The following is a 23687-nucleotide window of genomic DNA, read 5'->3' as shown; positions in this document are numbered from 1 at the left end:
CATTGCTTCTTTCTGACGCTGATTCCAGATACTGCTGTCCGGCATTTCCAGGCGTAAATCTATCCAGCGACCGTCCGGGATATCCATTTCATCCCCTGCAACGATCATCGCACTATCAATATCGAAACGACGTTTGAAAACACGAACAGTGATTGTTCCATTTTCTGATATTTGTGTGCTAACAAAACACAGTCGATTACCATTTTCATCCCGAGGAACTTCCAGGGTCCATCCTTCGCTACACAGTCCAACGGCTCCGCGAACTTCATAGACACCAGTCGATATTTTTTCAGCTATCACCCCTTCTGCCTCACAGTTCGTACCGGCATATCCTGACAGCTTAAATTCCTCCAAAAAACTGGTTGGCATAATCTCTGGATTGTTTGTAAGCCTGACAACAGGAGAGGCTTTCTTAATGAAACCATTCGCATCTACTGTTGTTGTAAGATTATCAAGCAGAATCCTTGTTGTAGTTATCCCAGCTGAACCATATCCTGACATTATACGAATACCACGGGTCAGATAATGCACACTCATCAGGAACCAGGTGTCATTTGCTCCCACCCATAAAGTCGGAGCATTCGCTGGAATTTCATAAAAATCCCCTGTCATTTGCCCACTATTTTGAACTGTGGCAAGACTGAAACCGCGCATTTTTGAAACTAAATTATCTATAACCGTTTCATTTGTTGCGTTGTATTCTGCAATAGGGAACCCGTTTTTAAGTCCGATTCCTGCACGAGCACCCGCTTCGGTCGTTTCCCCAGTGCCACCCTGAGCCACAGACAACGCTGTAGTGAGTCCGCTTAGCGAGGTAATGTCATTGTTTGCACCTTTTGCCGCCTTGCCTGAAAGTGATGTGGTAATACTATTCCAGGATGGGCCGGTCCATGTCGTTCCATCCGGCAAAGTTACCGTTACATTGCCGCTCCCAGAAAAAATGCGTTGCCAGTTCTGCTTGTCGTAATTCAGTCCGCGCAGCGCTTCAGTGTTCTGAACCACCATTGCGGCGGTAACCATATTCAGCGCCACACGGGGAACGGCAGACCAGGCCGCACCTGATTGTGTTGGTCCAGTAAAGTTACTAACCAGCGTCAACGCTGTGCCGCTTTCCACGGACTTGATCGGGAGCGTATAGGGAATACCACCTACTGTGACAACAATAAAATCTCCGGCCGCCACCTCGGTGGTAAACGCGGTCCCGCTGCCAGCGACCGCAGCAGAGTTATTCGTCAGGGTTAAGGTTCCTGCTGACATGGATGTCTCCTGAATTCAGATAATAAAAAACCCCGCCGAAGCGAGGTTAGTGATTTGGATAGAAAGCAGCTTCTACGAATAAAGTCGCGTATCGATGTAGATATACTGTTTTTTAAATCGTGGTGTGGGGGCCAGCCCGTTAATCTGTTCGCTATAAATGGAATACCCACCAATGATGTTGTCATACGCGCGAGCCGTCAGCGTCCCATAAATATAAATCCCAGCAGCTGGATCTAACGGGACTAGGTAATTTGAGCTCATACCGGATACCACTGCCGCCGGAAGACCGACATTAACGTCGTAGTTTGCACCATTGCCATTTCCTGAGCCGTTCCACGGATTATCTACAAAATGAAGCTCAAGCGGCAAACAGTCAGTGTTCCAGACCATATCGCCGTTGGAGTTGTACACTGCCATTCCCACACCATGCGCAATCGGAACAACGTTTGCGAACACATAGACATGACCGCCTACCCCATTGCAATTTAAATTCAGGTTCCATTTCCCATTTGAAGCAACCGGAATAACATAAGCGGCCCCGGTTGCCGAATCGTTACGAATAAAGGAAATCACGTTTGCCGTAGCTGGAATGTCTGTGGGGATCGTCATATTTCCAGTGAAGCGATATACACCGATAAAGTTCATCGGTGTGACTTCAGGACTAATAAACAGGCTCCCATCTTCGCGGAAAATTTTTAAACCATAACTCATTTGTACATCACCAATATTGGCTGATTTACTGACGCGTTAGACCAGGTAACCGTGCCATTGGCAACGGTCGCCGTTGCCGGAGTCTGGCCTTTTGAACCGCTTGGGGTGAATATGTTTTGCGGGTCCGCGACCAGAGTTTTTCCCTCAACAACCGGATAAGCCTTTGTGCCTGACGCTGGAGAAGTGATAACTGCGGCAACGAAGGTGGGATTGAACCGCCCCACCAGCTCATTCCCCTTAGCGTCGAACAACTGCACTCCGTAAGCCATAATCATCCCCTTTACATTGGTAGTTTGTCAGGTGTTCAGTAGACTTCCAGCCAGGAAAGAATCGAACATAAAGACTATTAACCGGCCTGACCCAATACGTCCCATTTTTATCAATGCGGATCTGTTTGATAGAAACTGTCGCAGTATGAAGTTCAGCACCGGCACCTAAATGCGAAGAATATGCAGCCGTACAATCAACACTTTTAACTCCACTATTTAACGCCCCAGAAATAGAGGCGCAACCGCTAATACTTGCCAACAACAACCCGAAGAGTATTATTTTTGTCATATACCTTCTGTCCATAGTTATCAATTGTGGTCCTGCCATCACCAGCATTAGAACCATTAATTTCAAACGTTCCGTCCGATTTCATGATGGTGCCCGTTTGTCCCTGAACGTAATTTTCTGATCGCAGTTCTTTAATTTTTGCCAGCGTGATTTGACCATACTGAATAAACGCATCGCTGATAAACACCTGACCATTGACCACCGCAAACGGCGAATATTGCGTATCACCGCTGCCACTCATCAGGACGAACTGATTGGCGTTAAATCCGACACGAGTGACTACCGGCTTACCCGTTTCCGCCAGCACCGCAATCGACATTCCGGCGTTATACATCACGCCGTTAATCCGGACGCCGGTTTTAAGGGTGTAAATTGCAGATGCTCCGGTCGCATCAACCACGGCGGTGAGCTTATCTTCCAGCGCGGCGGCCACATCATTGAACTGTGCCTGCACCTGCGTCGACATTTCAGCCATGGCCTTATCGACCTGCGCAATGGTCGTTTTAACCACCAGAATATCCGCGCGTACTTCACCATACTGCGCCCACTGGTGTTCCACGGTTGCATGGTTGGCCAGAGCATTCTGCAACGCGGCTTCCAGGTTGGTATCAATGTCGCTTGTCAGGCGGTCACCGTCTGCAGACGTCAGGAAGTCATCAGCAATATCGCCCAGGTAGTCGTCAGCATTCGCGTTGGATTGGCCACGAACCCAGTCGGTCCAGCCTGATTCATTACCCGTTCTGTCTACCAGTTGCGCGCGGTACCAGAATTCCTGCCCCGCCTTCAGCCCCAGTTGGGTGTATTCGGCAGACGGATAAGGCACATCCGACAGCAAAAGAGGATTAGAGAAATCACTGTTCGCGGTGTACTGAATTTCCGTTTTCAGCGTATCCCCGGTATTAGCCGGGAATCCCCAGTTCAGGCGAATCCCCCAGTTGATCGGCGTTGTCGCAAAACCGACAGGTTTCGGCGGATTTCCCACCTTGCCCGTCAGCGTTTTCTCTTCGGAGTAGCCCCAGCCAGAGGAAATTTCAGCGGCATTAATGGCACGCACACGCACGAGGTAGCGTCCTGCATAAATACCAGAAACATCGAATGACGTGGTGGAGCTGCGCGGCACGTTTACCCAGTTACCATCATTGCGGCGCCACTGTGCCTCGTAGGCGATAGCATTCTGCGCCTGGTCCCAGCTCACACGCATGGTTTCGACGCTGATATTCTGCTGCACCACTGAAAACGAGCTGATCACAATGTTAGCCGGCGGCGACTGGTTACCCGGCGGGATTACACTCACCGGCCGCTGGTCAATGATGGCTCCGGTATCGATACGGGCATATTTATCCGGATCGTGCCATGCCCCGGTAATAGAGAAAGTACCATCATCATTATCGGAGACGCTCACAACACGATACTGCTGGGCGTAGAGTTCATCTGACTCAACCACCCATACAGCTTCGGTCTGTGGCGTCTCACTGTATGCCGTGGTGACTGTGACTGATTCCCCGTTCACAGCCTGAATGGTCCTGCTCTGTGATGCTCCGGAGGGTAGGTTGAGAATCAGACGATCGCCTGCAACTGCATCAGCAACGCGGTCAAGTTTGATAACGCGACCGTTAACAGCGCTGATGCGGCCGCCCATAACTTTGCCGGACAGAAGCTCGTCTGACACGGCGATGATGTATCCAGGCTGCGGAATGTTTCCGTCCAGGCCAACATCAAACGAAACAACGCGATCCTTATTGTTGGTCAGGATGCCCCAGCGTCCTTTGCGGTTTGCCTCTGACTGGCGGGTACACCCAATAGCCGTCATTTCCAGCTGGTTATATCCGTAACGTGCCACCAGTGCCTGCTCAAACACCGGCTCCATTGCATCAGCATAGGCGTTAGACGGATCGGACCATGACACCAGCGCCGTGGTATACCGCGTTTTCGTGGTACTGCTGGCATAGGTAAAGCGGCCATCAATCACGTTGGCGCGGGTATAGCTGTAATCAACATCCCTGGGCATATCCGCAAGCGCAACAATCTGATCCCCACCCCAGTACGTCATGCCCCGGAAGATGGCCGCAAAATCACGCAGAACGGTGTAAGCGTCGTTTCGTTCCTGAACATAGACGTTGCAGGTATAGCGGGGCTCGGTACCGTTGCCTCCTTTGCCGTCTGGTACCATCTGATCACAATACTGGGCAACCTGATAAAGCGTCCATTTATCAATATTCGCAGCGGTCAAACGGTGCCCAAGGCCAAACCGGTCAGAAACAACCAGATCGTAAAAAATCCACGCAGGGTTATCCGTCCATGCCCACTTAAACGCACCGGTCCATGTACCGCTATAAGTGCGGGTTTCAGGGTCGTAGGTATCAGGAACGCGGATAACACGGCCGCGGGGCTCGCAGGAGATCTGCGGGATAGAGCCGTTAAACTGGCTTGAATCGAATTCGATGTAGAGTAACGCTGTGTTTGGATATCGTAACTTGGCGTCAATAACCTCAGTGAAGCTCTGCAGCGTCATCGTGTCGCCGATCTTCGCGCTGTTCGCGTCAGCGGTGATTTTACGCAGACGAAGCGTCCATGTGCTGCCGGCCTGCGGAAGATCAATACGGTGGCTGCGCTCATAACCGGATGTGGTTTTACCGGTTACGCTGGTATTCAGCACCGTCTTCCAGGTGCCGCCGTCGGTCTGCAGATCAATCGCATATTTAATCGAATACCCTACCAGATCGCCGTCGTCTTCCTGCTGGAACAGCGATGGCCACTTCAGGCGCAGGCGAACAGCAGAAAGCTGGGTATTGGTAAACGTTCGGGTCCAGGCTGTGGCGCTTGATACTTCGGTACCCACGCTAATTTCGTTTTCGGTGCCGGGTATGCCCTGGATGTATTTCTGCGCCTGCGTGCCGGGACGAAACTCCCAGGTGACGCCGCTGAAGTTTTGAGAGCCGTCAGCATTCTCAATAGCGGTACCATCGAGATAAATGTCTTTGCCGGTTAACTGGCCTGAGAACTCACCTTCCCCCAGCGCGATTAATATTTTTGCCTTTGCAACAGACTGGAGATCATCCGGCTGTTCGGTAGGCGTGCGGGATTTTGAGCCACCACCTTTGCGGCCTTTAATTGCGGTTGCAGTTACCATATTGCGCCCATAAAAAAAGCCACCCGGAGGTGGCTACTGTTTGAATATCAGGATGTCGTTTCGCTTTAACCCTGGATAAGGTAGGCATTCAGCCCGTCAGTGGTGGGACACTGGCGTAACCATTACTCAGAGGGACGGCTGATTACCTCCGGATAAGGAAATAACATGCTCGACCGTGAAGTTGATATACATCTGAAACAAATCAGAGAGCAAATGAAGGGGCAGCAAGCCATCGTTCAGCTCCTGATTCATCAAATCCTGAAAAACCTTGAAACAAAGCCAGGATGTGAGAATTTCACAAATGAGGTAGTAGAATCTCTTGAGGCATTAAAATCTCAGGTCTGGCTTGGTAAAGAAGGCATTGATGCGGCTATTGCACTAACCAGAAGCCCCATCAAGTGATAGAAAACAAAGCGGTCATCAGGCCGCTTCTTTTATATCACCAGCAATGTCATTTATTAAATGGACCGCCTTTTCCAGGGCGTCCTTCTCGTAACAGCCCAATGATTTATCTTCTTCCACTAAAACTGCCACTTGCAGAAGGCAGATGGAAATAAATGGAAACTGAGAGGAAGTGACTGAAATACTGACAACCACTTCATCCTCTCCAGGAGTGATACTCTGCACAACCAAACCATATTTTTTGCTCATGATAACCTCACGCCTCTCGGCTAATTAATGATTTATTGCTGATCTTCGACATAAATTCCGGCAGAAATAATCGCTCCGCCTATCCGCCGACGGCCATATAGGAGCGGTACCGGGTAGCCTTGCGCCGCGGTGTTTGTTACACCACCGAATGCGTAGGATGCGCGGTTATCTGCACTTTGTTTGCTGGCTAATCCGGTTGGCTGAGGAGATAACATCTGGACGACGCCACCAAGCATCATTGCTGCACCGATTTTCATAGCGGCAGGGCCCCAAGCTGCACCGCCCCATGCTTGGCCGATAGTAGCCCCCAAGGCACCAACAACAACAAGTACAGCCCCTAAAATTGTTTGGAGCAGGCCTGCTTTTTTGCTGCCAATTACAACGGGGACAATTCTTATCACCTCTCCTGTAACTGGAAAACCTAAATCATCTTTTCCAATATTCTTTTTACCTTTAAATACAGCATACGTTAGACCACGTTTTTTACTCGTATTTAAATATTGTTCAAATCCACAAATTGTTTTTGATAAAGCATTGATAGCCTCTGCTGTTGTTCGTATTAGTCTGTCATGGGCTCTACCAAATGTTTTACCTAACGCACCACCTAGTTCAATTCTAGTCATTATTTCTTGCATACTTACTCCAATAAAAAAGCCACATAAAGTGGCTTTGAAGAACAGAAATAAATTAAATACATGATCGAGCTATTTTTCCCCACGGGTCACCGATACCTTTACTTGCAACATAGACTTTCACATCAGCCCCTCCCTGAGAGCTATCTTGTATAATAGCCATCGAAAGAACGCCGAATAAATCATCAGCGGCTGATATTCTATATCCAGTTTCAGTTTCTATACTTGTTGCCTGTGGGTGCAGATCCTGCCACTTAGGGGACATGCATTTGTTAAGTTGTGCAGCACTCTTTGAGGTATGACCAGAATAAATAGGCTGTCCTTCCTGTAAGGAAGCTGCACTACAACCAAATAAACCCAGTAACGAAATCAATAATATGGTTTTTTTCATGTCCCTATCCCCTTTGGTCAATTTTGCCAAAAGAGTAGCAGGGATCGAGCGGTAGCAAAACCGAATGTTACCTTGGTTCACGCGCCCTTTAAATACCGGGGAGATACATCTGTACTTCATCAGCTACACGCTCCCGTGCTGTGTGTAGAAGCCGCTTGCGGCCACCAACACCCCACTTTGCCATCTGGCTGGCACATTGGCTAATCGCTTTGGTTTCGGTGTTAATCACATGGTCGATTTTGTTAAGGCGTGACATGGCATCTATGCCTTTTCTTATCACCATCTGAAATGTTTCATAGACTTTGATTTCGAACAATGGATTCAGCCATGCTGCATAGCGTATAGCGACCAACTCAAGACCCCAGGTGCCTTGCTCAGTACCACCTTTGACAACTTTGACCGATGCAACTTTCATTGCATCGCTTAATGTTCGTACAAAACGCTTAACCTGCATACTCTGCATGAAGGCACCAGGCCTTTGCGACTCAGTAGCCTGACCGTTTGCTACAGCTGCCGCATGAAGATCGTTCAGGTTATAGCGACCTTCATTATCGACACGAACGGAAATGCCGTTTACAGATACGGTTGGATATTGCATATCGGAATACCTTTTAGTGATGAACCTTGTCGCACAGGAAAACGGCCCCAAGAAGGCTCCGACAGCCAGCCGGTTCCTCAAGGTGCATCCTGAAAGGTTCTTGGTTTGAATTGCGCGTGCGGTGCGCGGTGAAATGCGGGGTTTAAGAAACCCACCTGAGTGGGCTATAGAAGCGTTTTATATCTGACGATCTTCATCGTCCTTTCCTGCCAGTAGCCACCATACGGCACACGCTGGCTCAGGTGTCCGTACAGGTGGTGCAGCAGCATATTTCCCTCCAGCAGAATTCCCGCGTGATTCCACTTATCAGCCTGGACCTGCATGATCACCATATCGCCGGGTTTCGGTGGCCCGTCGAATTCACGGAATCCGCACTCATACCAGCAATCCTGATAGAAGTTGTACGGATAGTCGTTTTCCCACCAGGGATAATCCACACGATAATCGTGCAATTCAATGCCGTGAGTTTGCCGGAAATAACTCATTACCAGCCCCCAGCAGTCGAAGTGACCAAGCACAAACGGACGCTCCAGCAGCGGCAGTTCCCCACGCGGCTGGATGGTGCGTAAATCCCCCTCCGGCCAGCTCACAATATGCCAGGGTAAAAGCGTTGCATCGCATTGCGCTTTATCCAGTTCGCTCGGTTGTGTCGTGGCGTCAGGGTGACTGTGAACGATGGCGATCACCGTACCCCAGTCCTCAGCAGCGGCATAGTCTTCTGGCGACAGGTGAAAATGTTCTGTCGGCTCGGTAGCGAGGTTACGACATGGAAAATATTTCTCTACCCGGCTCTTTTGCGCCACCACGCCGCAACACTCACGAGGATATTCAGCTGCAGCATGCGCCATAATCGCATCTATGGTTTTCTGACGCATATCAGCTCCTGATCAACGACGTTCCAACGAATCCGCCATGCGATAACTCATTACCTTTGCCAAAACGTAGCTCACATGCTGCCAACGTACCGTTGCATTCATCCAGAGACGGATCGCTCACCGGGTTGTTGTTTTTGTCGAAATAGCGGGTTCCGGCATAGTCGCAGCCGTCGCCGGTACGATATTTATTCCGGATGCACCAGGTACACAGGGAATGAAGCTGTCGCGTCGGGATCATCAGTCCCTGCAGGTCCATCGGGCTGGACAGCGTGAACTCAACCACCTCGTTAGTTTCGCTACTCTTTGCATCGATGTAGAAAACTTTCAACTTTTCCTGCGTCGGGTCAGCCGTCGTATTGCCGCCAGCGAAGTTTTTAGAGTCAAGGTACTGCGCCAGCGTGTCGTGGATGGTGACTTTCGCCTGCAGCAAGTCATCGTAAGCAAGACACAGCGCGGTAATGGAACTATCAAGGTTAGCGACCGACAGCGTCGGCTGTGCGCTGGTTCCGTCGGTAGCCGTCTCTATCCCTTCTATCTCACACGGCCAAGCCTTATATTCCAGCCCCTGCCACCAGATAGATTTTGCGGGGAGCTTGTCCTCATCCCCGCCGGCGGCGGCAATTTCCTCCGGCGTATGCGCAATATTATGCGCATGAAAACGGAGGACATCACTGACGCCAAAACCGGTGCCATCGACATCAAAAAGCCGGACGACATTGCCCGGCTCGAGTTTCTGATAATCACTGTTTAAGCTCATGGTGCAAACGCCTGTTCAAAGGTGGCTGATACGGTTTCCACCGTTTTACTTTTGGTGACGCGCTGCAGGCTGTCTGCCTCAACACGCCACAGCGCAAGATCACCGCCTGGCGGGGTAAACGAAAATGATTTCGTCTTATGGCGCCGCAGAAAAGCATAGATATCCTTGACGGTTCCCGGTTCGCCGGTAAATGAAAACTCATAGCTGAGCGTTTCATCATTCATCCCGGCACCTGATACTTGCTTATAGCCATCACCAAACTGTGCCGTGCGGACGGTATCCTTACTTTTCAGGGTCGGCTGGCTGGATGCTTTAATCCGCCACGCAAAATGCTCGATCGCCATTGCTTACCTCTGTTTTGTTGCATTCCAGATAATGCCTCCGGGCCGGACCTCTCTGGTGATACCATCCCTGATGGAACTGTTGATCACCTGCTGATAGGCTTTCCCCAGCGCATCACCGTTTCCTTTCTGCTGACCGGAATCCCCCTGGCCTGTTGTCACCGAAACCGGTGCATACACGCTGACACCAAAAGGAGAAGCAACGCCACCGCCACTCACGCCGACCAGACCACCAGTCGCATAACCGCGCATCATGCGATAAAGGTTGCCGACACCTATTCGGTTGGTGGCCTCCTGCGTAAAGACAAACTCGCCACGGTGCACCACACCTGCTGGCTCATACTTGCCGCCGGATCCGGTATAACCACCGCCAGCAAAACCCAGCGCTGACGTGGCAGAACTGACCAGGCCAGCCATGGCCTGCTTCATCAGGATCTGCGTCAGCATCGACAACGTGGAACGGGTGAAATCAGCCCAGTTTGCTTTCCCTGTCGTCAGCATATCGGCCATATTCTGGCTGATACCATCGAATGTGGCTGAAGCAGCGGACTTCATCGAACCATAGGCATCAGCTGCTGAATCGGCATAGTCAGCCCACGCTGATTTCGCCCCAGCCTGCCAGTTGCCGCGGAGCTCGTCCTGTGCGGCATAATATTTCTTCAGTGCATCCAGTTCGTTCTGATAACCCTGATCGGTGTCCGTACCACCGGCATTCATCCAGCCCTGCCGCAGCTGTGCCTCTTCGTTTTGCCGCTGCGCGCCGCGGCTACTCATGCTGCCACCGGCCACCAGCGCTCGGGTCTTCTCCCCAATCTGGGTAACGTACTTCTGCGAGCTGTCCTGCAGGCGGTTTAACCGTTCCTGGGCAACAATCTGATCGCCCAGCCGGGCATTCACTTCGGCCCGCGCCAGTACCTCGTCTTTGTTCGCCAGCACCGATTTATCATCGGCGGTCAGCGCGCGCTTTTTGGCGGCCTCTTCCAGCACCGAAAAGCGGGATTGTTGTTTCCACAATTCCTGCCGCTGCTGGCTGATGGTATCAGTGATGCTCTTATGCTCCTGCAGAGTGCGTAACTGCGCCTCCAGCTCCAGCGTCTGCGCGCTGGCAGTATCGACACTTTTCACGCCTGCTGGCGTTTTCACTGCTGACGGTTTTTTAGGCTTCTTCAGCGAGTCGTCGTATTCCTTCTTAGCGGCTGCCATCAGAATGTTGTAATCAGCCTGGAGGATACGTCCGTCTTTGATGGCCTGATTATATTCTTTCTGTTTTGCCGTAAATTTATCCAAAGCTGATTCGGTCTTTGAATATGCAGCCTGCGCCTGCGCGGCATACTTCTGGCGGTCAGATTCAATCACTGCCTCGCGGGCGGCGTTATCCTCAGTTGCCTTTGCCACACTGGCCTGCTGCTGAGCCATTTCCAGTGCAAGGCGGGCAGACTCCCGATCGTTCCAGTAGCTGGCGCGCGCATCATCATTGACATAACCATCACCTTTACGCAGATTCCAGATTTCATCCGCCCGCTTAAAGGCCGCTTCAGCTTTGGCAACCATCTCCTGCGTGGTGTCAGGCCGCCCGATATCGAGCGCCGCGTCCCACATCGATTTAAAGGCACGCTTCAGGCTGTCGGCAGCAGACTCAATCGACCCCATATTGTCGCGCAGGCTCTTTGTCTGCTCACGAAAACCGTTCGTCGCCGCATCATTAGCTGCCTGCAGCGCCCCGGCCTCATCTCCGGCACGCTGCAGTTGCGCCACATAAGCAATCTGTTCCGCGGTAACGTTGTGGAACTGTTGCGCCATAGCAATAAGGCCTGAAGTCGGATCATTCGTCAGTTTGCCAAATGCCGCTGCCACCTTGTCGACCGGCACGCCCGACGCATCGGTGAACTTCGCTACCGCCTGACTCATCTCATCGAACCGGGCACCGGCACGCACTCCGGCGTTGACCAGCTCCGTCAGCGCGCTGCTGGTCTGGTTAAACGTGAGCCCCGCCTGCTCGCCGGATTTCGCCAGCACCAGCATGCGGTTTGAGGTCAGCCCGGCAGTGTTACCGGACAGGACCAGCGTTTTGTTGAAATCAGACAGCGTGGACGAGCCCTGATACCAGGCGTAAACCACCGCGCCAGTAGCGGAAGCCAGCGCGCCAACACCTACCATCACCGGCGATATGGTGCCCAGCAGCGCCCGAAAGGTCGGAATAATACCGCCGAAGGAGTCTTTCACCTGACCGCCCTGCTGCAGCAGGATAAGCCATGGACTCTGCCCACCGGCCAGCTGTGTTGCAACATCCGTGAATTGCGCAGGCAGCATTCTCATCGCATTACTATACTGCCCAATTGATAAACCCACTTTCTTAGCCGCCAGCTCCTGACGGGATAACGACTGCTGCACCTTCAGCGCAGAGTCATTCGCTGCGTCACCCGTCTGCTTAAACTGCCGTTTTACGTACTCCATCTGTTCGTTGAACTTTGACGAGTTAACATCAAGGTTAACGACCAGGTCACCCACTGCCGTCTGGGCCATAGCGAACGCCTCCTGAAATGCCCTCGGCCTTTGCCATCAGCACAGCGTCACCGGGTTCATCGTCGGCAATATCCTCCGCAGAAGGTGAAAGCAGGCTGAAGCTGGCAGGGGTTGATGTGGTTTTGGGGTCAAGCGCGGTAATGACGATATGCATCAGCGAGGAAAAATGTGCATCCAGTTGCGCATCATTAAAAAAATTGTCCTGGTAGAACGTTCGCCAGTCGGCGTATTCCGTTGACGACATACCAGCAAGCATGGCGCGCCAGTCCGGGCGGCGAAATTCACGCGCCAGTTTCAGGACGAATGTCAGCTCACTGGCGAGGACTTTTCCAGACTGACTGGCTCAGTTACAGCGACATCCTCCGGATCATTCGCTTCCTGCAGCGGAACCATGCCGGACAGCAGCTTCACGCTGTACTCTGCAGCGGAAACAATCTCCAGCGGCCAGGTCATCAGCACCTCATTCTGGATCTGTTCAACGTCTTCTTTCGGCGTTTTGTGCGTCCCTTTCAGGGGATGTCCATGCCATAAAGACATGGCCACCAGCAGTGCGCCGGATTTAATCGTCATATCCATCGCCGCCTGCATGTCGGCATCGGTGATACTTTCCAGCGCCTTCAGGTGTTCAAGATGCTCAATACGCTGCAGTGCCGACAGCTCGTAGAGCGTGACTGTATTACCGTTACGTTCGAACGGTTCACTTTTTAAAAACATGGGTTACTCCGGAAAGCGGGGCCACAGCCCCGGAAGTCAGGAAACGGTGACTTTACAGGTCGCGACAAAAAGCCCGTCGTTGGTCATCACGATAATGTCGGCGGTTCCGGCGGCAATGCCGGTTACCGTCAGCACCGTACCGGAGACAGTCACCGTGGCTTTACCTGCATCTGTGGTAGTGGCCCGGAAAGATTGATCGCTCGCGCTGGCTGGCGCCACGGTAACATTCAGCGTGGTGGTGGCAGCAACCGCAACGGTAGTGGTCGATTTATCCAGGCTGACGCCGGTTACGTCAATCACTGCAGCAGCGCTGTCTTCAGCAAGACCTGGCTTGCCGTTGTTGCTGATTTTTACAGAACGGGTAATGGTGTCTTTTGCCGTCACCGTTTTACCCAGGCTGCTCACCCAGCCACGGAACACATCGATGGCGCCATTCGGGTATTTGATTTTGTACGCCAGCACGGTACCGTCATCAAACCAGCGAACCAGATCCTGCTGCCCGCTCTCGGCAGGTTTCCAGGCCAGCGTAAAACTGGCCTCCCCCGCAGATTTCTGGCCCTGTGAAGTGGACGTCCAGTCAGCATCCGCATCATCCAGATAGGTGTCGTCGTTTGATTCTGCAGTCAGTTCACCGGGCTGCAGGTCTTTAATCTTAGCCAGGCGCGTCCAGTCAACATCCGATAATGGGTTAGCGAACGGGTTGCCCGACCCGGAATAAATCCAGAGTGTGGTGGTGGCACCCTTTACCGGCGCCAGTGGGTTTGGTGTAGTCATTACGTCCTCACATTTCGTAAGTAATTGAATATTTCAGATCAGCCGAACTCCACAATCCAAGATCGTCATCGCGCTGGTAGTCATACCCCTGCTGCACCATGTTATTGATCAGCAGAGAAAGTCCTGGCACATTGCCAAGCACCGGATAAATACGTGACTCCATCCAGTCATCAAGCTCGGAATCGGGTACCTGCGCCGGTAAAAAGATTTCGATATGCAGCGTGGCCTGCCAGATATCAGCATCCAGTTCTTCGCCGGTATACCCGGCATCCGTCAGGAAGACAGCGACCGCCGGAAAATCCCCCTCCTCCAGTACTGCTGGACGTCCGTCAAAATAGAGCGCGTCTTTACCAATATGGCTCTCCAGCGCATCAATAATCGCCTTTCTAATATCAGTGTGTTTCATCGTTTCAGAATCAGCCTGAGTTGGTTTTTAAGGGATGCCCGAAGTTCTTTAGGCATATCCGATTCCATTAGCTTCGGCAGCTCATCTTTAAATGCGGTCGTCAGTGGCGCTGCCAGTGGAATGCTGACCACTTCGATCGGATAGCGGGGTCTGGATGTCCTTCGCATCACATGCCAGCGGCCATTTTCCAGTTGTTGAATAAAGGCCCCGGGAAAACGAAAAGGGCCAATACGCAACACACTATTGGCCCCTTTTTTGTCCCGTTTTCTGCGGGATAACCGTACGCTGGCGGTACCGAGCTTTATCGCGGGCAGGTTGCCCCGGTTAACGCGGATCATTGCCATCGGCTTTTTCGCCGTGGCGCGTTTTATCCTCGCGCGTTGTTTTACCAGCTTGCGTGGCACCCGTGTATCTTTCGAGACAACGGCAACGCTTCGGCTGACAGCCCGGGTGGCGACACGGTTAACAGCCTGCGCCGAGGCCCGCGGAACCGCCGTATTGCTGATGCTGTTCAGGTTTGCTATAGCCTGTTCAAGCCCTTTTAAAGACATAGTTTTCCCTTAACGGCGCCGGGTCGCTGCGGGAGGAGAACCCGTACCAAGCCAGATATGGCAGGAGCCACAGTCATCAGGACCAATACGATCAACCCAGAAAGGTTTTCCGTTAATATCCAGCGTGTCCAGCCGCGCCAGCTGCCCAATCGTTGCTGATTTCACAAACAACGACGGGCTGGTCCCCTCGACACGGATGCCGGGTGTGGCGTAACCGATATTTTCCGGATCATCGAAAACACCACTCAACGTGACGCCAGAAATCGCGCCGGACGTTACCGTTGCAGAAGTCCCCATAACCTGCCGAATAGTGTCATCGGCCTGTGTTATTGCAGCATCAAAAAGGTTATCGAAATCAGCCACACAGCCCCCTGCTAGTACTCGCGGACCAGTCCGAGTGCAACCAGGCTGTCCGCATCCGCTTGTGTCACGCGGATCACGGTACCCGCTTCCACAATAGATACCCGTTCATCGCGGGTCGCGTGTAGCGCCTCAATGTGCAGCGTGGCCAGCGTTTCGACGGCCATCAGCGCGCTATCTGTTCTGCCGCTTAACACAGTATCCACTGGCGGCACGGGTTCTGCGGCGCCGGTGAATGCACTACCATCACTTACGCCACCATTTTCAACACTATCGGTATCAGTGCCGTCATTCAGTTCTTCCTCCAGCTCCGCAATGCGCATAGAGAGCTCCTGAATGGTGCCACTGGTATTCACTTCCCGACCAAGCTGCGCGCCAAGCTCATTAAGCCGCGCAATCAACTTTTCTTTTTCTGTCATAAGAACAACTCCGGAACAGGGCCCCGCAGGGCCACAGAATGGACATCAGGCGAGTTTGACAGACACGAACGCATCCGGGTCAGCCAGCAGCATCAGTGGTGCAGACTGGATCATGGTGAACTCACGCGCCGGATCGCCTGTCTGTACCCAGTTTTTCGGATAACGCGTGGAAGCGTTAATGCCTTCACGCTGGGCATCAACATCCTGAATGCAGCCGTAGGTGCGCAAACCGCGCGCCTGGGTATTACCCAGCACCATGCTCAAATCCGGCAGGTAGTTCTTTTTGGTGTCGTCTTCAATGTATTGCCCGGAGTAAACGACAATGGCCACATCGCCATACATTCCCTTATAGGAGACCGCTTCACCCAGATCCTTCAGCGCCGTTTCCAGTTCAGAGTTAGAACCGCGACGGGTGTCGAGCTTCTCTTTTACCGCTTTGAATGAACGGAACAACGCCCAGCCCTTCGGATCAAAGACGATAATATTGACCACGCCGCTGGCGTTCAGCGCATAGGTTTCAATATCGTCAGTGGGATCATAGGTTTCTTTGTCGCGGGTGCTCCATGCCGCAGCACCTGCCTGGATGATGTTGTTTCCGGCACTGCGTCCCATATCCACCTCAACCGGTTCAAACGCTTCGCCGGTCATGGTGTATTTACCGTTGAGAACAGCAGCCACCGCCTGTTTCTCTTCCACCTGAGCAATCGCCAGTTCTTCATCCTTCATGTTCTGCAGGATAATGCGACGGCGGCGGTAGGCCGGGTCAGCCAGATTTTGCGGGTCTTCATCCGGCAGGCGGCGCAGCGTCATCTGCGGGTTTACCTCGTGCTTGGGCTTGACGTAACCCGGCGTAAACTCTGACGTTGCGCCGCCGCGGGAGCGGATAACCTTGCCGGAAATAACAGGCGAGACGTACAGCGCCATGTTGACCATGCCCGGAATTTGCGACAGATACACCTTCTCAGTGCTGAAAGGGTAGCTTTCACGGAAGAAGATACGCAGGAAAAGCGGATCGAACTTGAATTTCTTCTCATTGACCGCCAACAGTTGGGCCGTTGTGTAAATTGACATAGATGTTTCCCGTAAAAAAAGCCGCGATGGCGGCTTCTGTGGATGATGGTTAGTGTTAAGTCGGATGTCAGACGATACTGATGGCTGTACCTGCGAATGCGTTGCGTTTGATGTGTTCATCCGTCACCGCATCCGGCCAGAGTACATCTTCAATACGGAAAGAGCCGGACTTATAGAATGCCAGCTCAGTGCTGCTCTGGTCGGCAGACACCGCCAGAACGCCACAGGCAGCCCCCGCATGCTGGCCATCCCAGACGGTCAGCTTGCCGGAAGTGGCATCCAGCATCAGGGGCGTCATCGCCGGTACTGCTTTCGTCAGTTCACCAGGTGCAAAACCGGTATGCGCCGGATCACTGTTCCCGAGGGGCTGATTGTGCGTAAATTGTTCAGTGTTAGACATGTTGACCTCTTAAACAGGCGTATTTAACAAATCGTCACCCGCTTCGGCAGAAGCGCTACCTGCCGTTACGGTGCCGGGTGCGGTTTCCATCAGACGATCCAGCGCGGTATCCGTACGCGCCTGAGCACTCAGAGGAGCCGCGGCAAGGATGCGCTGGGCACTTTCCACCGTCATCCCGGGCGTTTCCGCCAGCGCGCGCGCCTGTGATTCACGCCCTTTCGCCTCTTCACAGTTCAGGATCCCCATAATGCGACCGTTTTCGGCTGCGACCGCCGCTGCCACCTGGCTGCTGATATCAACAGTTGCGCCCGCTGCAGGGTCAGTAACGACCGCAGCAGGCACGTCAACGGTGGTCACGGTCTGGTCAGCAGATGCTGCTGGTTGAGTGGTATCTGCGGATGCAGTAGTACCTTTCATGCTTCCTCCTCGGGAAATCATCGTTCGTTTGTTAATTGCATCGCGCATAACGTTCAGCGCATCCATGTTGTTGACCAGCTGCTCCGCCAGGCCGTTGTCAACTGATTCCTGGCCTGAAAACACAGCTGCTTCAGTATCAAGAACGGCCTGAACCGACATGCCGGTATAACCCGCCACCTTTTCAGCGAACATCTGCCGGGTAGCGTCGATACGCGCCTGAAAATCTGCGCGTACCTCTTTGGGTAATTTCTCGTAAGGGTTCCCGTCCACCTTGTGATCGCCGCTGTAAATCAACGTGACCTCAACGCCGCTGGTTTTAAGGGCGGCGCCGTAATTGCTGTGGGCCATCATGACCCCGATGGATCCCGTTCTGGCCGTCTGCGTCACAAGCCGACGTGATGCCGCACTGGCAATCAGCTGGCCAGCGCTGCAGTTCATATCGTTGGCTAACGCCCAGATGGGTTTGATATCCCGCATGCGGGCGATGATGTCCGCACAGTCAAAGGCACCCGCCACCATTCCACCTGGCGTATCCATATCAAGAAGAATACCGTCTACACCCGGATCGCTGATTGCCTGCTGGAGGCGGGCGATGATGCCGTTGTACCCCGTCATCCCCGAATACGGCTGGAGTGAGCGGGTTTTACTGACCAGCGTCCCGGAAACAGGCAGCACCGCGATACCATCAGTGATCTGGTAGCTACGCGCCGGCTTTGGCCCCATTTCCTCATCATCACCAAAGAGTGTCAGCGGTTCAGCCATCTGCTCTGCGCCAAGCGTCACGCCCGACACGGTGTCGGTCAGACGGCTGATACCTAACTGACCAGCGAGCGCGCAAAAGAAAACCCGCGCATAGGCGGGTTCAAGTAAAAGCGGCTCATTGAAAGCCATACTGGCAATGTGCGGGAGATTACGCAGCTCTGGCGTCATCGGTCCCCTCCTCATTCGAATTTTTCAGTCCAGACTCAAAGGCCGAAGCCGCCCACGCTGGCGGTTTAAGTCCCGCAGCGCGGCGCTCCATCGTTTCACGAACCTGCTGGGCAAAGATTTCCTGATAGTCTTCCCCGCGTTTGGCGCATTCCTTCTCATAGGTGCTCAGCCCCGCCTCAATGAGCATGACGGCCTCCTGCACCTCCTTCAGTCCGTCAATGGCCATTCGCCCGGAGCCGATCCAGTCAGCATTTCCCCAGGCGCTTCTCGCCTCCTGAAAACTGAACCGGGCTTTAGACGGTAATGTCACCACGCGGCGGACAATGGCCTCTTCCAGCCAGCATAAAAACATCTGACAGGCCTGGCGGGAGGCAACAAATTTGCGACGCCCCATAAAGTACGCCCAGGACTCGTTAGCACTGGCGCGGGCGGTGGAATAACTCATCTGCGAATAGTTGCGAGAGAGTTGCTCATACGACACCCCCAGCCCTGCAGCAATGTAGCGCAGCAGAGATTGTTCAAACGTCGAATAGCCGTTGTCAGTGTCCTGCGCTGACTGAAGATTCAGGGAGTCGCCCGGCATCAGATGCGGCACCTTCGCGCCCCCGAGACGAACCGGCGCCGCGGTATAGTACGAGGCCATCTCCCCCAGCCAGCCGGTCATCTTGCTTTGCTGCTCTTTACTGTCTGAGCCGAGAATAAAGTCCATCGCGGTTTGCGTATCCAGCTCACTTTCAATCGTGGCGGCATACATCGCCTTGACAATCGCGCTCTGGAGCTGCGTATTCTGCAGCGTATCGAGCATTTTCATTTGCTCCATGACGCTGTAAAACACGTTGGCACCGCGTGTCTGCCCATCTTCCAGAGGTTCAAACACGTGGATAAAGGAAGGCCGCCCGCCGGGCAGTTCACGCGGGATGTAGGTCCACTTCTGCGCCATCCACCCCGGATAGCCATCCTCGCTGACGTAATATCCCAGCGCGGCGCCACTGTCATTTGTTCTGACACCTGCCCGGCAGTTTCGCGTGTCTCCGGCGTTATTGGGGTTGCTGATGCGTTTTGGGCTAACCATTTTGAACTGTGTGCGGAAAAGACGCGTGGAATCACTGTCCCAGGTGGCCTGTGCACATAACTCACCGTTAAACGCATGCATGGAAACACCCTCGCGGATCATCATGGTGAATGTACGCTTACGTTCCGCATCAATGCAGCAGCAATCATCCTCCGCAAATTCTTTCCAGGCCGCCTCAACTTCACGGGAGAACGCCCGGGCCTCTTCCTCTCCAATGCCCAGAAAACGCCAGCTGGGGCGATAACTGAGCCGGAAAAACGATCCGACAATGTGGTCCTGATGGAGCTGTACCGCGTTTGCCGCATAACCGTTATTGCGGACCAGATCGTCAGCGCGCGCGTTACCACGGGAAAAATTAGGCAATAACGCAGCATCTGCGCTTTCACTCGGTGGATTCCAGGCGCGGAGCTGACCGCCAAAGCCACCAGCACCGCCATGATATCCGGCATAATCCCGCAGAGCGGTTTTACCGTCCGGTCCTAACAAAGCAGGTGTTTTCATGCGTAAAATCCTGCCGGTCCCCGGCGTCGTGGAGTGGTGCCAACCTGTGACTCAAGTTCGGCAATGTATTTCTTCAGGTCACTGACTGAAGTCGCAGTGAACTCAACCCGCCGGCCGTCTTTTTGCACCGTTGCCACCCGCTTTCCCATCATGAGGTCATGCAACGCAGCACGGGCGGCATCCAGATCAGTCTGTGTCGCCATTATTCATCTCCAGATAATGCCCGGGCATAATCAGCCAGGGTTTTGTTATTAGTCCGCCCCCCCTCTTCCTCCAGCAGGCTCGCGAGCAGTGAATCAAGATTCAGCTGCCATCGCGAAATACTGATCCGCAGGGCCGCCAGCGCATACACGAAGCAGTCCAGCGCCTCATTTCGTCGCTTTTTGCTGTCCCAGACGATTTTCTTACGCCCGTCCACCCATTTTTCAACCTGCTCCTCAGCAGTAAGCTGCTGTGCCTCAGCCAGATCATAAATTTCGGGGTTATTGGGGAAATGCACGGCACCGGCAAGAGGATCACTCCCTTCCGGCTGAAGTGTGAAGCGGTTATAAATCTGCTCCTTTGCGGTATCAGTACCCACTTCCGTAAGATAAACGCCGTTCTTGTTGCGTTTACGCGGCATATTCGCGACGGGCTTGCCGTAAACGGAAGCCCCTTTAATCGGGATCACGCGAAACAGGCCATGCTTTTTTGAGCGATTGTAGACAATGGTGGGGTCAATACCGCCGATATCCCAGCAGATACGGGATACCGACATTTCCACGCCATTCTTTCGGGGGTAGGTTTTGTTAATCGCCTCGTCCACCCTGACGAGGGTCGCTTCATCATCATGACGGCCCATAATGATTTGCCGGTCAATCAGCCAGCTTTCCTCTCCGGGTCCCCATCCCCAGACGCGCATTTCATATCGATCCAGCTGTGAGTCAATCCCGGCTGTCAGATAAGCAACACGATCCGGTACGGATGCCCCAAAAAACTCTTTGCGTTCGGCCATGAGCTCCGCGTCAGGCCGTTCACCAATTTTAGGCTCCCATGTTTCGCCCAGAGTGGTGTTCACGAAGGTTTTACGCTTTCCGGTATCCCCTTTCGTTTTTAGCCAGTCTTTAACGATCTGTACCCAGGTGGTAAACGGGCTGTATGCCGTCCAGATGTGAAACGTCACGCTGTCTGGCGGGTCGATTTCGGTGCCTGTTGATGAAAACCAGGATAAACCATCACGCGTCCAGATCCCGGTGGTGTCACAGATGTAACGAGCTTCACTGAAATCCAGCTCCTGCTGCTTAATGACGCAGGCATTATGTTCACACAGATAAAAGACGCTGGAGGGATCGCCAGGTGTCCATTTGAACCCGAACGGGGTTTCTTTGTCGCCGAACTTCAGGTACTGCTCTTCACCACAGTGCGGACAGGAAACATGAAAACGCATGAAATGCCCGGACTCGCTGGCAGCACGCTCAATCTGGCAGGTCCCCTTTGTTTTTGGCGTTGAGCCGCGAATAGATTTGGGCCAGACAGAGCCCTCAATACGTTTATCACCCAGGAACGTCGGGGATCCCTCTTTCTCAATATCTTCATCGAATGCCGCCAGTTCATCGTAACCGGCGACATCGACCGATTTCTCACGATAGTTTTTCGCCGCTTTACCACCCAGACACCAGAACCCGCGACCGTTGGAGAAGCGTTTCATACTGAGCGTATTGTCCCGGTGCTTTTTTCCATACCAGGGGGCCAGCGCCAGAAGTGACGGAATATCGCGAATCGTCGGCTCAACATGCGACTTCATAAAGTTTTCGGCGTCACCATCAGTAGGCAGCCAGATAAGGGAATTTCGCTGCTTGTGCTGAATAAAATACGCATAAACACCCAGCAACATTTTTGAATAGCCAACACGGGCAGACTTAACAACGTTGACCTCACGTATGTAATCGTTACCCATCGCATTCATGATCGCGCGTTGAAACGGCAACGTTTCCCAGCGCCCTTCCTGGTATGCCGACTCTTTGGGGAGATAGTAATTATCGTCTGCCCATTCAACCGCCGTTTGCGGCTCAGGTCGGTACAGCGAAAGTAGACCCGCGCGCGCAGAGTGCTGCAGCCCCTTAACCTGACTGTTCGATATATTCACTCAGCAACCCCGGTATTATTTCATCCAGCGCAGCTGCTTTGTTCATGGCTTTAATGATGTCCTTCTTGAGGAAATCAATATGTCGGTTTTCCAGCTCCGGGAAGCGCCGCTGAACCGACAGAGGAACTCCATCAAGAATGCTGGCTACTTCTCCGGCCATCCGCGACAGCACGAACGTGCAGAATGCGGTTTCCACCACCTCAGCGGAATCTTTTGCATTTTTTAGTTCCTGGGCATCTGCCTGCGCTCGGGTGAGGCGGTGACGCTCATAGTCAATCGTACCAGGCTGAAGGTCGGATTCCGATGCAAGACGAAGGTCTTCCACCTCCTTCCGTAATTTCTCATTCTCAATCGCCGCGTCGCGTGCGGAATACCATTCGATAGCCGCGGAAGATTCATAGAGGACCTCATTACCTTTTCCGCCGCCACGTGCTACAGGCATTCCCTGATCCTGCCAGTTCTGAATGGTTCGCACGCTGACCCCAAATATTTCAGAAAGACGCTTTTTGTTGACCTCCATAGCTCACTCCATACACAAAAACAGAGAAAGGAAACGCCCTCTGGTTATTTAGCCGTTTTTAAGGCTTATCATTTCCTTTCTTTTCAGGGGGTGTTTACAGTTAAAACAATGAATTAGCGAGAAGAAGAACGGAAACGGCAAATGCCTGAAAATTTTCATAAATAGCGAGAATCTGCGAGGTCGCCGCCCCGTAACAGGCCGGATCGCCGGAAAGGACCCGCAAACGATATTAATTATCATTTGCATACCATTATCGACGGCACTGCTGCCAGATAACACCACCGGGGAAACATTCCATCATGATGGCCGTGCGGACATAGGAAGCCAGTTCATCCATCGCTTTCTTGTCTGCTGCCACTTGCTTTGCGACATCCAGCGCCGCACATTCAGCAGCGTTTTTCAGCGCATTTTCGATTAACGCTTCGAGATTGGTATCGACACCAGAATTAACTTCAAATTTGTCGGAGCTGGTGGTTACCTTGTTCTGCACCGGTTCATCACTGCGAACACCAAAGCTGATGTTGTAGATATTGGTCACCGGCTGAGGTGTATCGATTGCCGCTAATTGTTTGAAGGTAGAAGGACGACCACTGCGTAAGGCATGTTTATCATCACCGAGCACACCGATAACAATGCGTGTTCTTCCCTTTTTATCGCTGACGATCATTCCGTCATTGCGAATAAACACCCTCAATCCTGACTTTGATTTTTTGCCAAATTGCATAGCTATTTCCTTTTAGACGTGAGCCTGTCGCACGGCAAAGCCGCCGAAAGTTTACGGTTTGCCCAGGCTCACAGCTGAAAGACTTTCTTTGATGTGCGCGTGCGATGCGCATAAAAAACCCCGCTATCGCGAGGCTATAGGATTGTTATTTGACTCTCTCACCGAATCGTAAATGCGTTCACAAGTCATCCCGGCGGCATAGCGTTCGTCAGCGATTCCAGCATAACGTTTAGCTTCTGCTGCAATATCTCCGAGCATGTCGGCGAGCATTCTGGCGTC

The 23687-nt window shown here is 52.8% G+C and carries 28 protein-coding genes and 2 pseudogenes; 1 reads left to right on the top strand and 29 read right to left on the bottom strand.

Annotated features, from left to right (window positions below; genetic code table 11):
- The 4 genes from OGY72_RS07620 to OGY72_RS07605 form a co-directional block, all read right to left on the bottom strand.
- Window positions 1-1257 (bottom strand): phage tail fiber protein (locus OGY72_RS07620; protein WP_286547520.1); only part of this gene is annotated, 1257 nt, incomplete at its 3' end.
- A 72-nt stretch (window positions 1258-1329) separates the two neighbouring features.
- Complete coding sequence (locus OGY72_RS07615) at window positions 1330-1968, bottom strand: hypothetical protein (protein WP_286547519.1); 639 nt, start codon at window positions 1966-1968, stop codon at window positions 1330-1332.
- Window positions 1965-2237 carry a hypothetical protein gene (locus OGY72_RS07610; protein WP_008322429.1) on the bottom strand — a complete coding sequence of 91 codons (273 nt, stop codon included), beginning with the start codon at window positions 2235-2237 and terminating at the stop codon, window positions 1965-1967. The genes OGY72_RS07615 and OGY72_RS07610 overlap by 4 nt, the downstream gene beginning before the upstream one ends.
- A 245-nt stretch (window positions 2238-2482) precedes the next feature.
- Complete coding sequence (locus tag OGY72_RS07605; protein WP_286547518.1) at window positions 2483-5656, bottom strand: TipJ family phage tail tip protein; 3174 nt, start codon at window positions 5654-5656, stop codon at window positions 2483-2485.
- 165 nt (window positions 5657-5821) lie between these two features.
- On the opposite strand from OGY72_RS07605, the gene OGY72_RS07600 reads away from it, so the two are divergent.
- Window positions 5822-6058 carry a hypothetical protein gene (locus tag OGY72_RS07600; protein WP_286547517.1) on the top strand — a complete coding sequence of 79 codons (237 nt, stop codon included), beginning with the start codon at window positions 5822-5824 and terminating at the stop codon, window positions 6056-6058.
- A gap of 18 nt (window positions 6059-6076) precedes the next feature.
- On the opposite strand, the gene OGY72_RS07595 is transcribed toward OGY72_RS07600, so the two are convergent.
- From OGY72_RS07595 to OGY72_RS07475, 25 genes and pseudogenes are all read right to left on the bottom strand, one after another.
- Window positions 6077-6307, bottom strand: a complete 231-nt coding sequence (locus tag OGY72_RS07595) for a DUF1327 domain-containing protein (protein ID WP_286547516.1) — start codon at window positions 6305-6307, stop codon at window positions 6077-6079.
- A gap of 32 nt (window positions 6308-6339) precedes the next feature.
- Complete coding sequence (locus OGY72_RS07590; protein ID WP_286547515.1) at window positions 6340-6942, bottom strand: tail assembly protein; 603 nt, start codon at window positions 6940-6942, stop codon at window positions 6340-6342.
- A 52-nt stretch (window positions 6943-6994) separates the two neighbouring features.
- Window positions 6995-7330 (bottom strand): hypothetical protein, encoded by a 336-nt coding sequence (locus OGY72_RS07585; protein WP_286547514.1) that lies wholly within the window; start codon window positions 7328-7330, stop codon window positions 6995-6997.
- 88 nt (window positions 7331-7418) lie between these two features.
- Entirely contained in the window at window positions 7419-7928 is a 510-nt protein-coding gene (locus tag OGY72_RS07580) for a KilA-N domain-containing protein (protein ID WP_045406495.1), read from the bottom strand.
- A 164-nt stretch (window positions 7929-8092) separates the two neighbouring features.
- Window positions 8093-8803: a C40 family peptidase gene (locus tag OGY72_RS07575; protein ID WP_286547513.1), complete on the bottom strand. Its 711-nt coding sequence runs from the start codon at window positions 8801-8803 to the stop codon at window positions 8093-8095.
- A 1-nt stretch (window position 8804) separates the two neighbouring features.
- Window positions 8805-9560: a phage minor tail protein L gene (locus tag OGY72_RS07570; RefSeq protein WP_286547512.1), complete on the bottom strand. Its 756-nt coding sequence runs from the start codon at window positions 9558-9560 to the stop codon at window positions 8805-8807.
- The gene (locus OGY72_RS07565; RefSeq protein WP_048216155.1) at window positions 9557-9904 is read right to left on the bottom strand and encodes a phage tail protein; all 348 of its coding nucleotides are present in this window, start codon (window positions 9902-9904) and stop codon (window positions 9557-9559) included. The genes OGY72_RS07570 and OGY72_RS07565 overlap by 4 nt, the downstream gene beginning before the upstream one ends.
- Before the next feature lie 3 nt (window positions 9905-9907).
- Window positions 9908-12424: a phage tail tape measure protein gene (locus OGY72_RS07560; RefSeq protein WP_286547511.1), complete on the bottom strand. Its 2517-nt coding sequence runs from the start codon at window positions 12422-12424 to the stop codon at window positions 9908-9910.
- Window positions 12402-12680, bottom strand: coding sequence for a phage tail assembly protein T (locus OGY72_RS07555; RefSeq protein ID WP_003034817.1), 279 nt, complete (start codon window positions 12678-12680; stop codon window positions 12402-12404). Before OGY72_RS07555 ends, OGY72_RS07560 begins: the two co-directional genes overlap by 23 nt.
- 50 nt (window positions 12681-12730) lie before the next feature.
- The gene (gpG, locus tag OGY72_RS07550) at window positions 12731-13138 is read right to left on the bottom strand and encodes a phage tail assembly chaperone G (protein WP_175330009.1); all 408 of its coding nucleotides are present in this window, start codon (window positions 13136-13138) and stop codon (window positions 12731-12733) included.
- 36 nt (window positions 13139-13174) lie between these two features.
- The gene (locus tag OGY72_RS07545; protein WP_103014278.1) at window positions 13175-13912 is read right to left on the bottom strand and encodes a phage tail tube protein; all 738 of its coding nucleotides are present in this window, start codon (window positions 13910-13912) and stop codon (window positions 13175-13177) included.
- Between the two features lie 7 nt (window positions 13913-13919).
- On the bottom strand, window positions 13920-14318 hold the full coding sequence (locus tag OGY72_RS07540; protein ID WP_003826202.1) for a phage minor tail U family protein: 399 nt from the start codon (window positions 14316-14318) through the stop codon (window positions 13920-13922).
- Window positions 14315-14869, bottom strand: a complete 555-nt coding sequence (locus OGY72_RS07535) for a phage tail protein (protein ID WP_003826200.1) — start codon at window positions 14867-14869, stop codon at window positions 14315-14317. Before OGY72_RS07535 ends, OGY72_RS07540 begins: the two co-directional genes overlap by 4 nt.
- Window positions 14870-14878: 9 nt before the next feature.
- Entirely contained in the window at window positions 14879-15232 is a 354-nt protein-coding gene (locus OGY72_RS07530) for a head-tail joining protein (protein ID WP_048231663.1), read from the bottom strand.
- 11 nt (window positions 15233-15243) lie between these two features.
- Window positions 15244-15648 carry a DNA-packaging protein FI gene (gene gpFI / locus OGY72_RS07525; RefSeq protein ID WP_286547510.1) on the bottom strand — a complete coding sequence of 135 codons (405 nt, stop codon included), beginning with the start codon at window positions 15646-15648 and terminating at the stop codon, window positions 15244-15246.
- Window positions 15649-15693: 45 nt separating this feature from the next.
- Complete coding sequence (locus OGY72_RS07520; protein WP_003034798.1) at window positions 15694-16719, bottom strand: major capsid protein; 1026 nt, start codon at window positions 16717-16719, stop codon at window positions 15694-15696.
- A 67-nt stretch (window positions 16720-16786) separates the two neighbouring features.
- On the bottom strand, window positions 16787-17119 hold the full coding sequence (locus tag OGY72_RS07515; RefSeq protein WP_003826193.1) for a head decoration protein: 333 nt from the start codon (window positions 17117-17119) through the stop codon (window positions 16787-16789).
- Window positions 17120-17128: 9 nt separating this feature from the next.
- The gene (locus OGY72_RS07510) at window positions 17129-18466 is read right to left on the bottom strand and encodes a S49 family peptidase (RefSeq protein WP_286547509.1); all 1338 of its coding nucleotides are present in this window, start codon (window positions 18464-18466) and stop codon (window positions 17129-17131) included.
- Window positions 18447-20039, bottom strand: a complete 1593-nt coding sequence (locus OGY72_RS07505) for a phage portal protein (protein WP_286547508.1) — start codon at window positions 20037-20039, stop codon at window positions 18447-18449. Before OGY72_RS07505 ends, OGY72_RS07510 begins: the two co-directional genes overlap by 20 nt.
- The gene (locus OGY72_RS07500) at window positions 20036-20242 is read right to left on the bottom strand and encodes a phage head-tail joining protein (RefSeq protein WP_003034782.1); all 207 of its coding nucleotides are present in this window, start codon (window positions 20240-20242) and stop codon (window positions 20036-20038) included. The genes OGY72_RS07505 and OGY72_RS07500 overlap by 4 nt, the downstream gene beginning before the upstream one ends.
- Window positions 20242-22164, bottom strand: a complete 1923-nt coding sequence (locus tag OGY72_RS07495) for a phage terminase large subunit family protein (RefSeq protein ID WP_103014274.1) — start codon at window positions 22162-22164, stop codon at window positions 20242-20244. The genes OGY72_RS07500 and OGY72_RS07495 overlap by 1 nt, the downstream gene beginning before the upstream one ends.
- Window positions 22139-22684: a terminase small subunit gene (locus OGY72_RS07490; RefSeq protein ID WP_000453624.1), complete on the bottom strand. Its 546-nt coding sequence runs from the start codon at window positions 22682-22684 to the stop codon at window positions 22139-22141. Before OGY72_RS07490 ends, OGY72_RS07495 begins: the two co-directional genes overlap by 26 nt.
- 250 nt (window positions 22685-22934) lie before the next feature.
- Window positions 22935-23372: a hypothetical protein gene (locus OGY72_RS07485; protein WP_286547507.1), complete on the bottom strand. Its 438-nt coding sequence runs from the start codon at window positions 23370-23372 to the stop codon at window positions 22935-22937.
- Window positions 23373-23531: 159 nt separating this feature from the next.
- Window positions 23532-23627 (bottom strand): annotated as a pseudogene (locus tag OGY72_RS07480) (DUF2514 domain-containing protein); the annotation flags it as partial.
- A pseudogene (locus OGY72_RS07475) lies at window positions 23594-23687 on the bottom strand (hypothetical protein); the annotation flags it as partial. The pseudogenes OGY72_RS07475 and OGY72_RS07480, both read right to left, overlap by 34 nt.

The sequence above is a fragment of the Citrobacter sp. Cpo221 genome, from assembly GCF_030332345.1.
Classification (GTDB): Bacteria; Pseudomonadota; Gammaproteobacteria; order Enterobacterales; family Enterobacteriaceae; genus Citrobacter; species Citrobacter portucalensis.
The sequence above is the reverse complement of the archived record's forward strand: the minus strand, read 5'-3'. Positions and strand labels throughout refer to the sequence as shown.

Bases quoted from the DNA above. Each gene is read 5' to 3' on its own strand.
- OGY72_RS07615 (WP_286547519.1), bottom strand. From the start codon at position 1,968: ATGAGTTATGGTTTAAAAATTTTCCGCGAAGATGGGAGCCTGTTTATT.
- OGY72_RS07610 (WP_008322429.1), bottom strand. From the start codon at position 2,237: ATGGCTTACGGAGTGCAGTTGTTCGACGCTAAGGGGAATGAGCTGGTG.
- OGY72_RS07605 (WP_286547518.1), bottom strand. From the start codon at position 5,656: ATGGTAACTGCAACCGCAATTAAAGGCCGCAAAGGTGGTGGCTCAAAA.
- OGY72_RS07600 (WP_286547517.1), top strand. From the start codon at position 5,822: ATGCTCGACCGTGAAGTTGATATACATCTGAAACAAATCAGAGAGCAA.
- OGY72_RS07595 (WP_286547516.1), bottom strand. From the start codon at position 6,307: ATGAGCAAAAAATATGGTTTGGTTGTGCAGAGTATCACTCCTGGAGAG.
- OGY72_RS07590 (WP_286547515.1), bottom strand. From the start codon at position 6,942: ATGCAAGAAATAATGACTAGAATTGAACTAGGTGGTGCGTTAGGTAAA.
- OGY72_RS07585 (WP_286547514.1), bottom strand. From the start codon at position 7,330: ATGAAAAAAACCATATTATTGATTTCGTTACTGGGTTTATTTGGTTGT.
- OGY72_RS07580 (WP_045406495.1), bottom strand. From the start codon at position 7,928: ATGCAATATCCAACCGTATCTGTAAACGGCATTTCCGTTCGTGTCGAT.
- OGY72_RS07575 (WP_286547513.1), bottom strand. From the start codon at position 8,803: ATGCGTCAGAAAACCATAGATGCGATTATGGCGCATGCTGCAGCTGAA.
- OGY72_RS07570 (WP_286547512.1), bottom strand. From the start codon at position 9,560: ATGAGCTTAAACAGTGATTATCAGAAACTCGAGCCGGGCAATGTCGTC.
- OGY72_RS07565 (WP_048216155.1), bottom strand. From the start codon at position 9,904: ATGGCGATCGAGCATTTTGCGTGGCGGATTAAAGCATCCAGCCAGCCG.
- OGY72_RS07560 (WP_286547511.1), bottom strand. From the start codon at position 12,424: ATGGCCCAGACGGCAGTGGGTGACCTGGTCGTTAACCTTGATGTTAAC.
- OGY72_RS07555 (WP_003034817.1), bottom strand. From the start codon at position 12,680: ATGCTTGCTGGTATGTCGTCAACGGAATACGCCGACTGGCGAACGTTC.
- gpG (WP_175330009.1), bottom strand. From the start codon at position 13,138: ATGTTTTTAAAAAGTGAACCGTTCGAACGTAACGGTAATACAGTCACG.
- OGY72_RS07545 (WP_103014278.1), bottom strand. From the start codon at position 13,912: ATGACTACACCAAACCCACTGGCGCCGGTAAAGGGTGCCACCACCACA.
- OGY72_RS07540 (WP_003826202.1), bottom strand. From the start codon at position 14,318: ATGAAACACACTGATATTAGAAAGGCGATTATTGATGCGCTGGAGAGC.
- OGY72_RS07535 (WP_003826200.1), bottom strand. From the start codon at position 14,869: ATGTCTTTAAAAGGGCTTGAACAGGCTATAGCAAACCTGAACAGCATC.
- gpFI (WP_286547510.1), bottom strand. From the start codon at position 15,648: ATGACAGAAAAAGAAAAGTTGATTGCGCGGCTTAATGAGCTTGGCGCG.
- OGY72_RS07520 (WP_003034798.1), bottom strand. From the start codon at position 16,719: ATGTCAATTTACACAACGGCCCAACTGTTGGCGGTCAATGAGAAGAAA.
- OGY72_RS07515 (WP_003826193.1), bottom strand. From the start codon at position 17,119: ATGTCTAACACTGAACAATTTACGCACAATCAGCCCCTCGGGAACAGT.
- OGY72_RS07510 (WP_286547509.1), bottom strand. From the start codon at position 18,466: ATGACGCCAGAGCTGCGTAATCTCCCGCACATTGCCAGTATGGCTTTC.
- OGY72_RS07505 (WP_286547508.1), bottom strand. From the start codon at position 20,039: ATGAAAACACCTGCTTTGTTAGGACCGGACGGTAAAACCGCTCTGCGG.
- OGY72_RS07500 (WP_003034782.1), bottom strand. From the start codon at position 20,242: ATGGCGACACAGACTGATCTGGATGCCGCCCGTGCTGCGTTGCATGAC.
- OGY72_RS07490 (WP_000453624.1), bottom strand. From the start codon at position 22,684: ATGGAGGTCAACAAAAAGCGTCTTTCTGAAATATTTGGGGTCAGCGTG.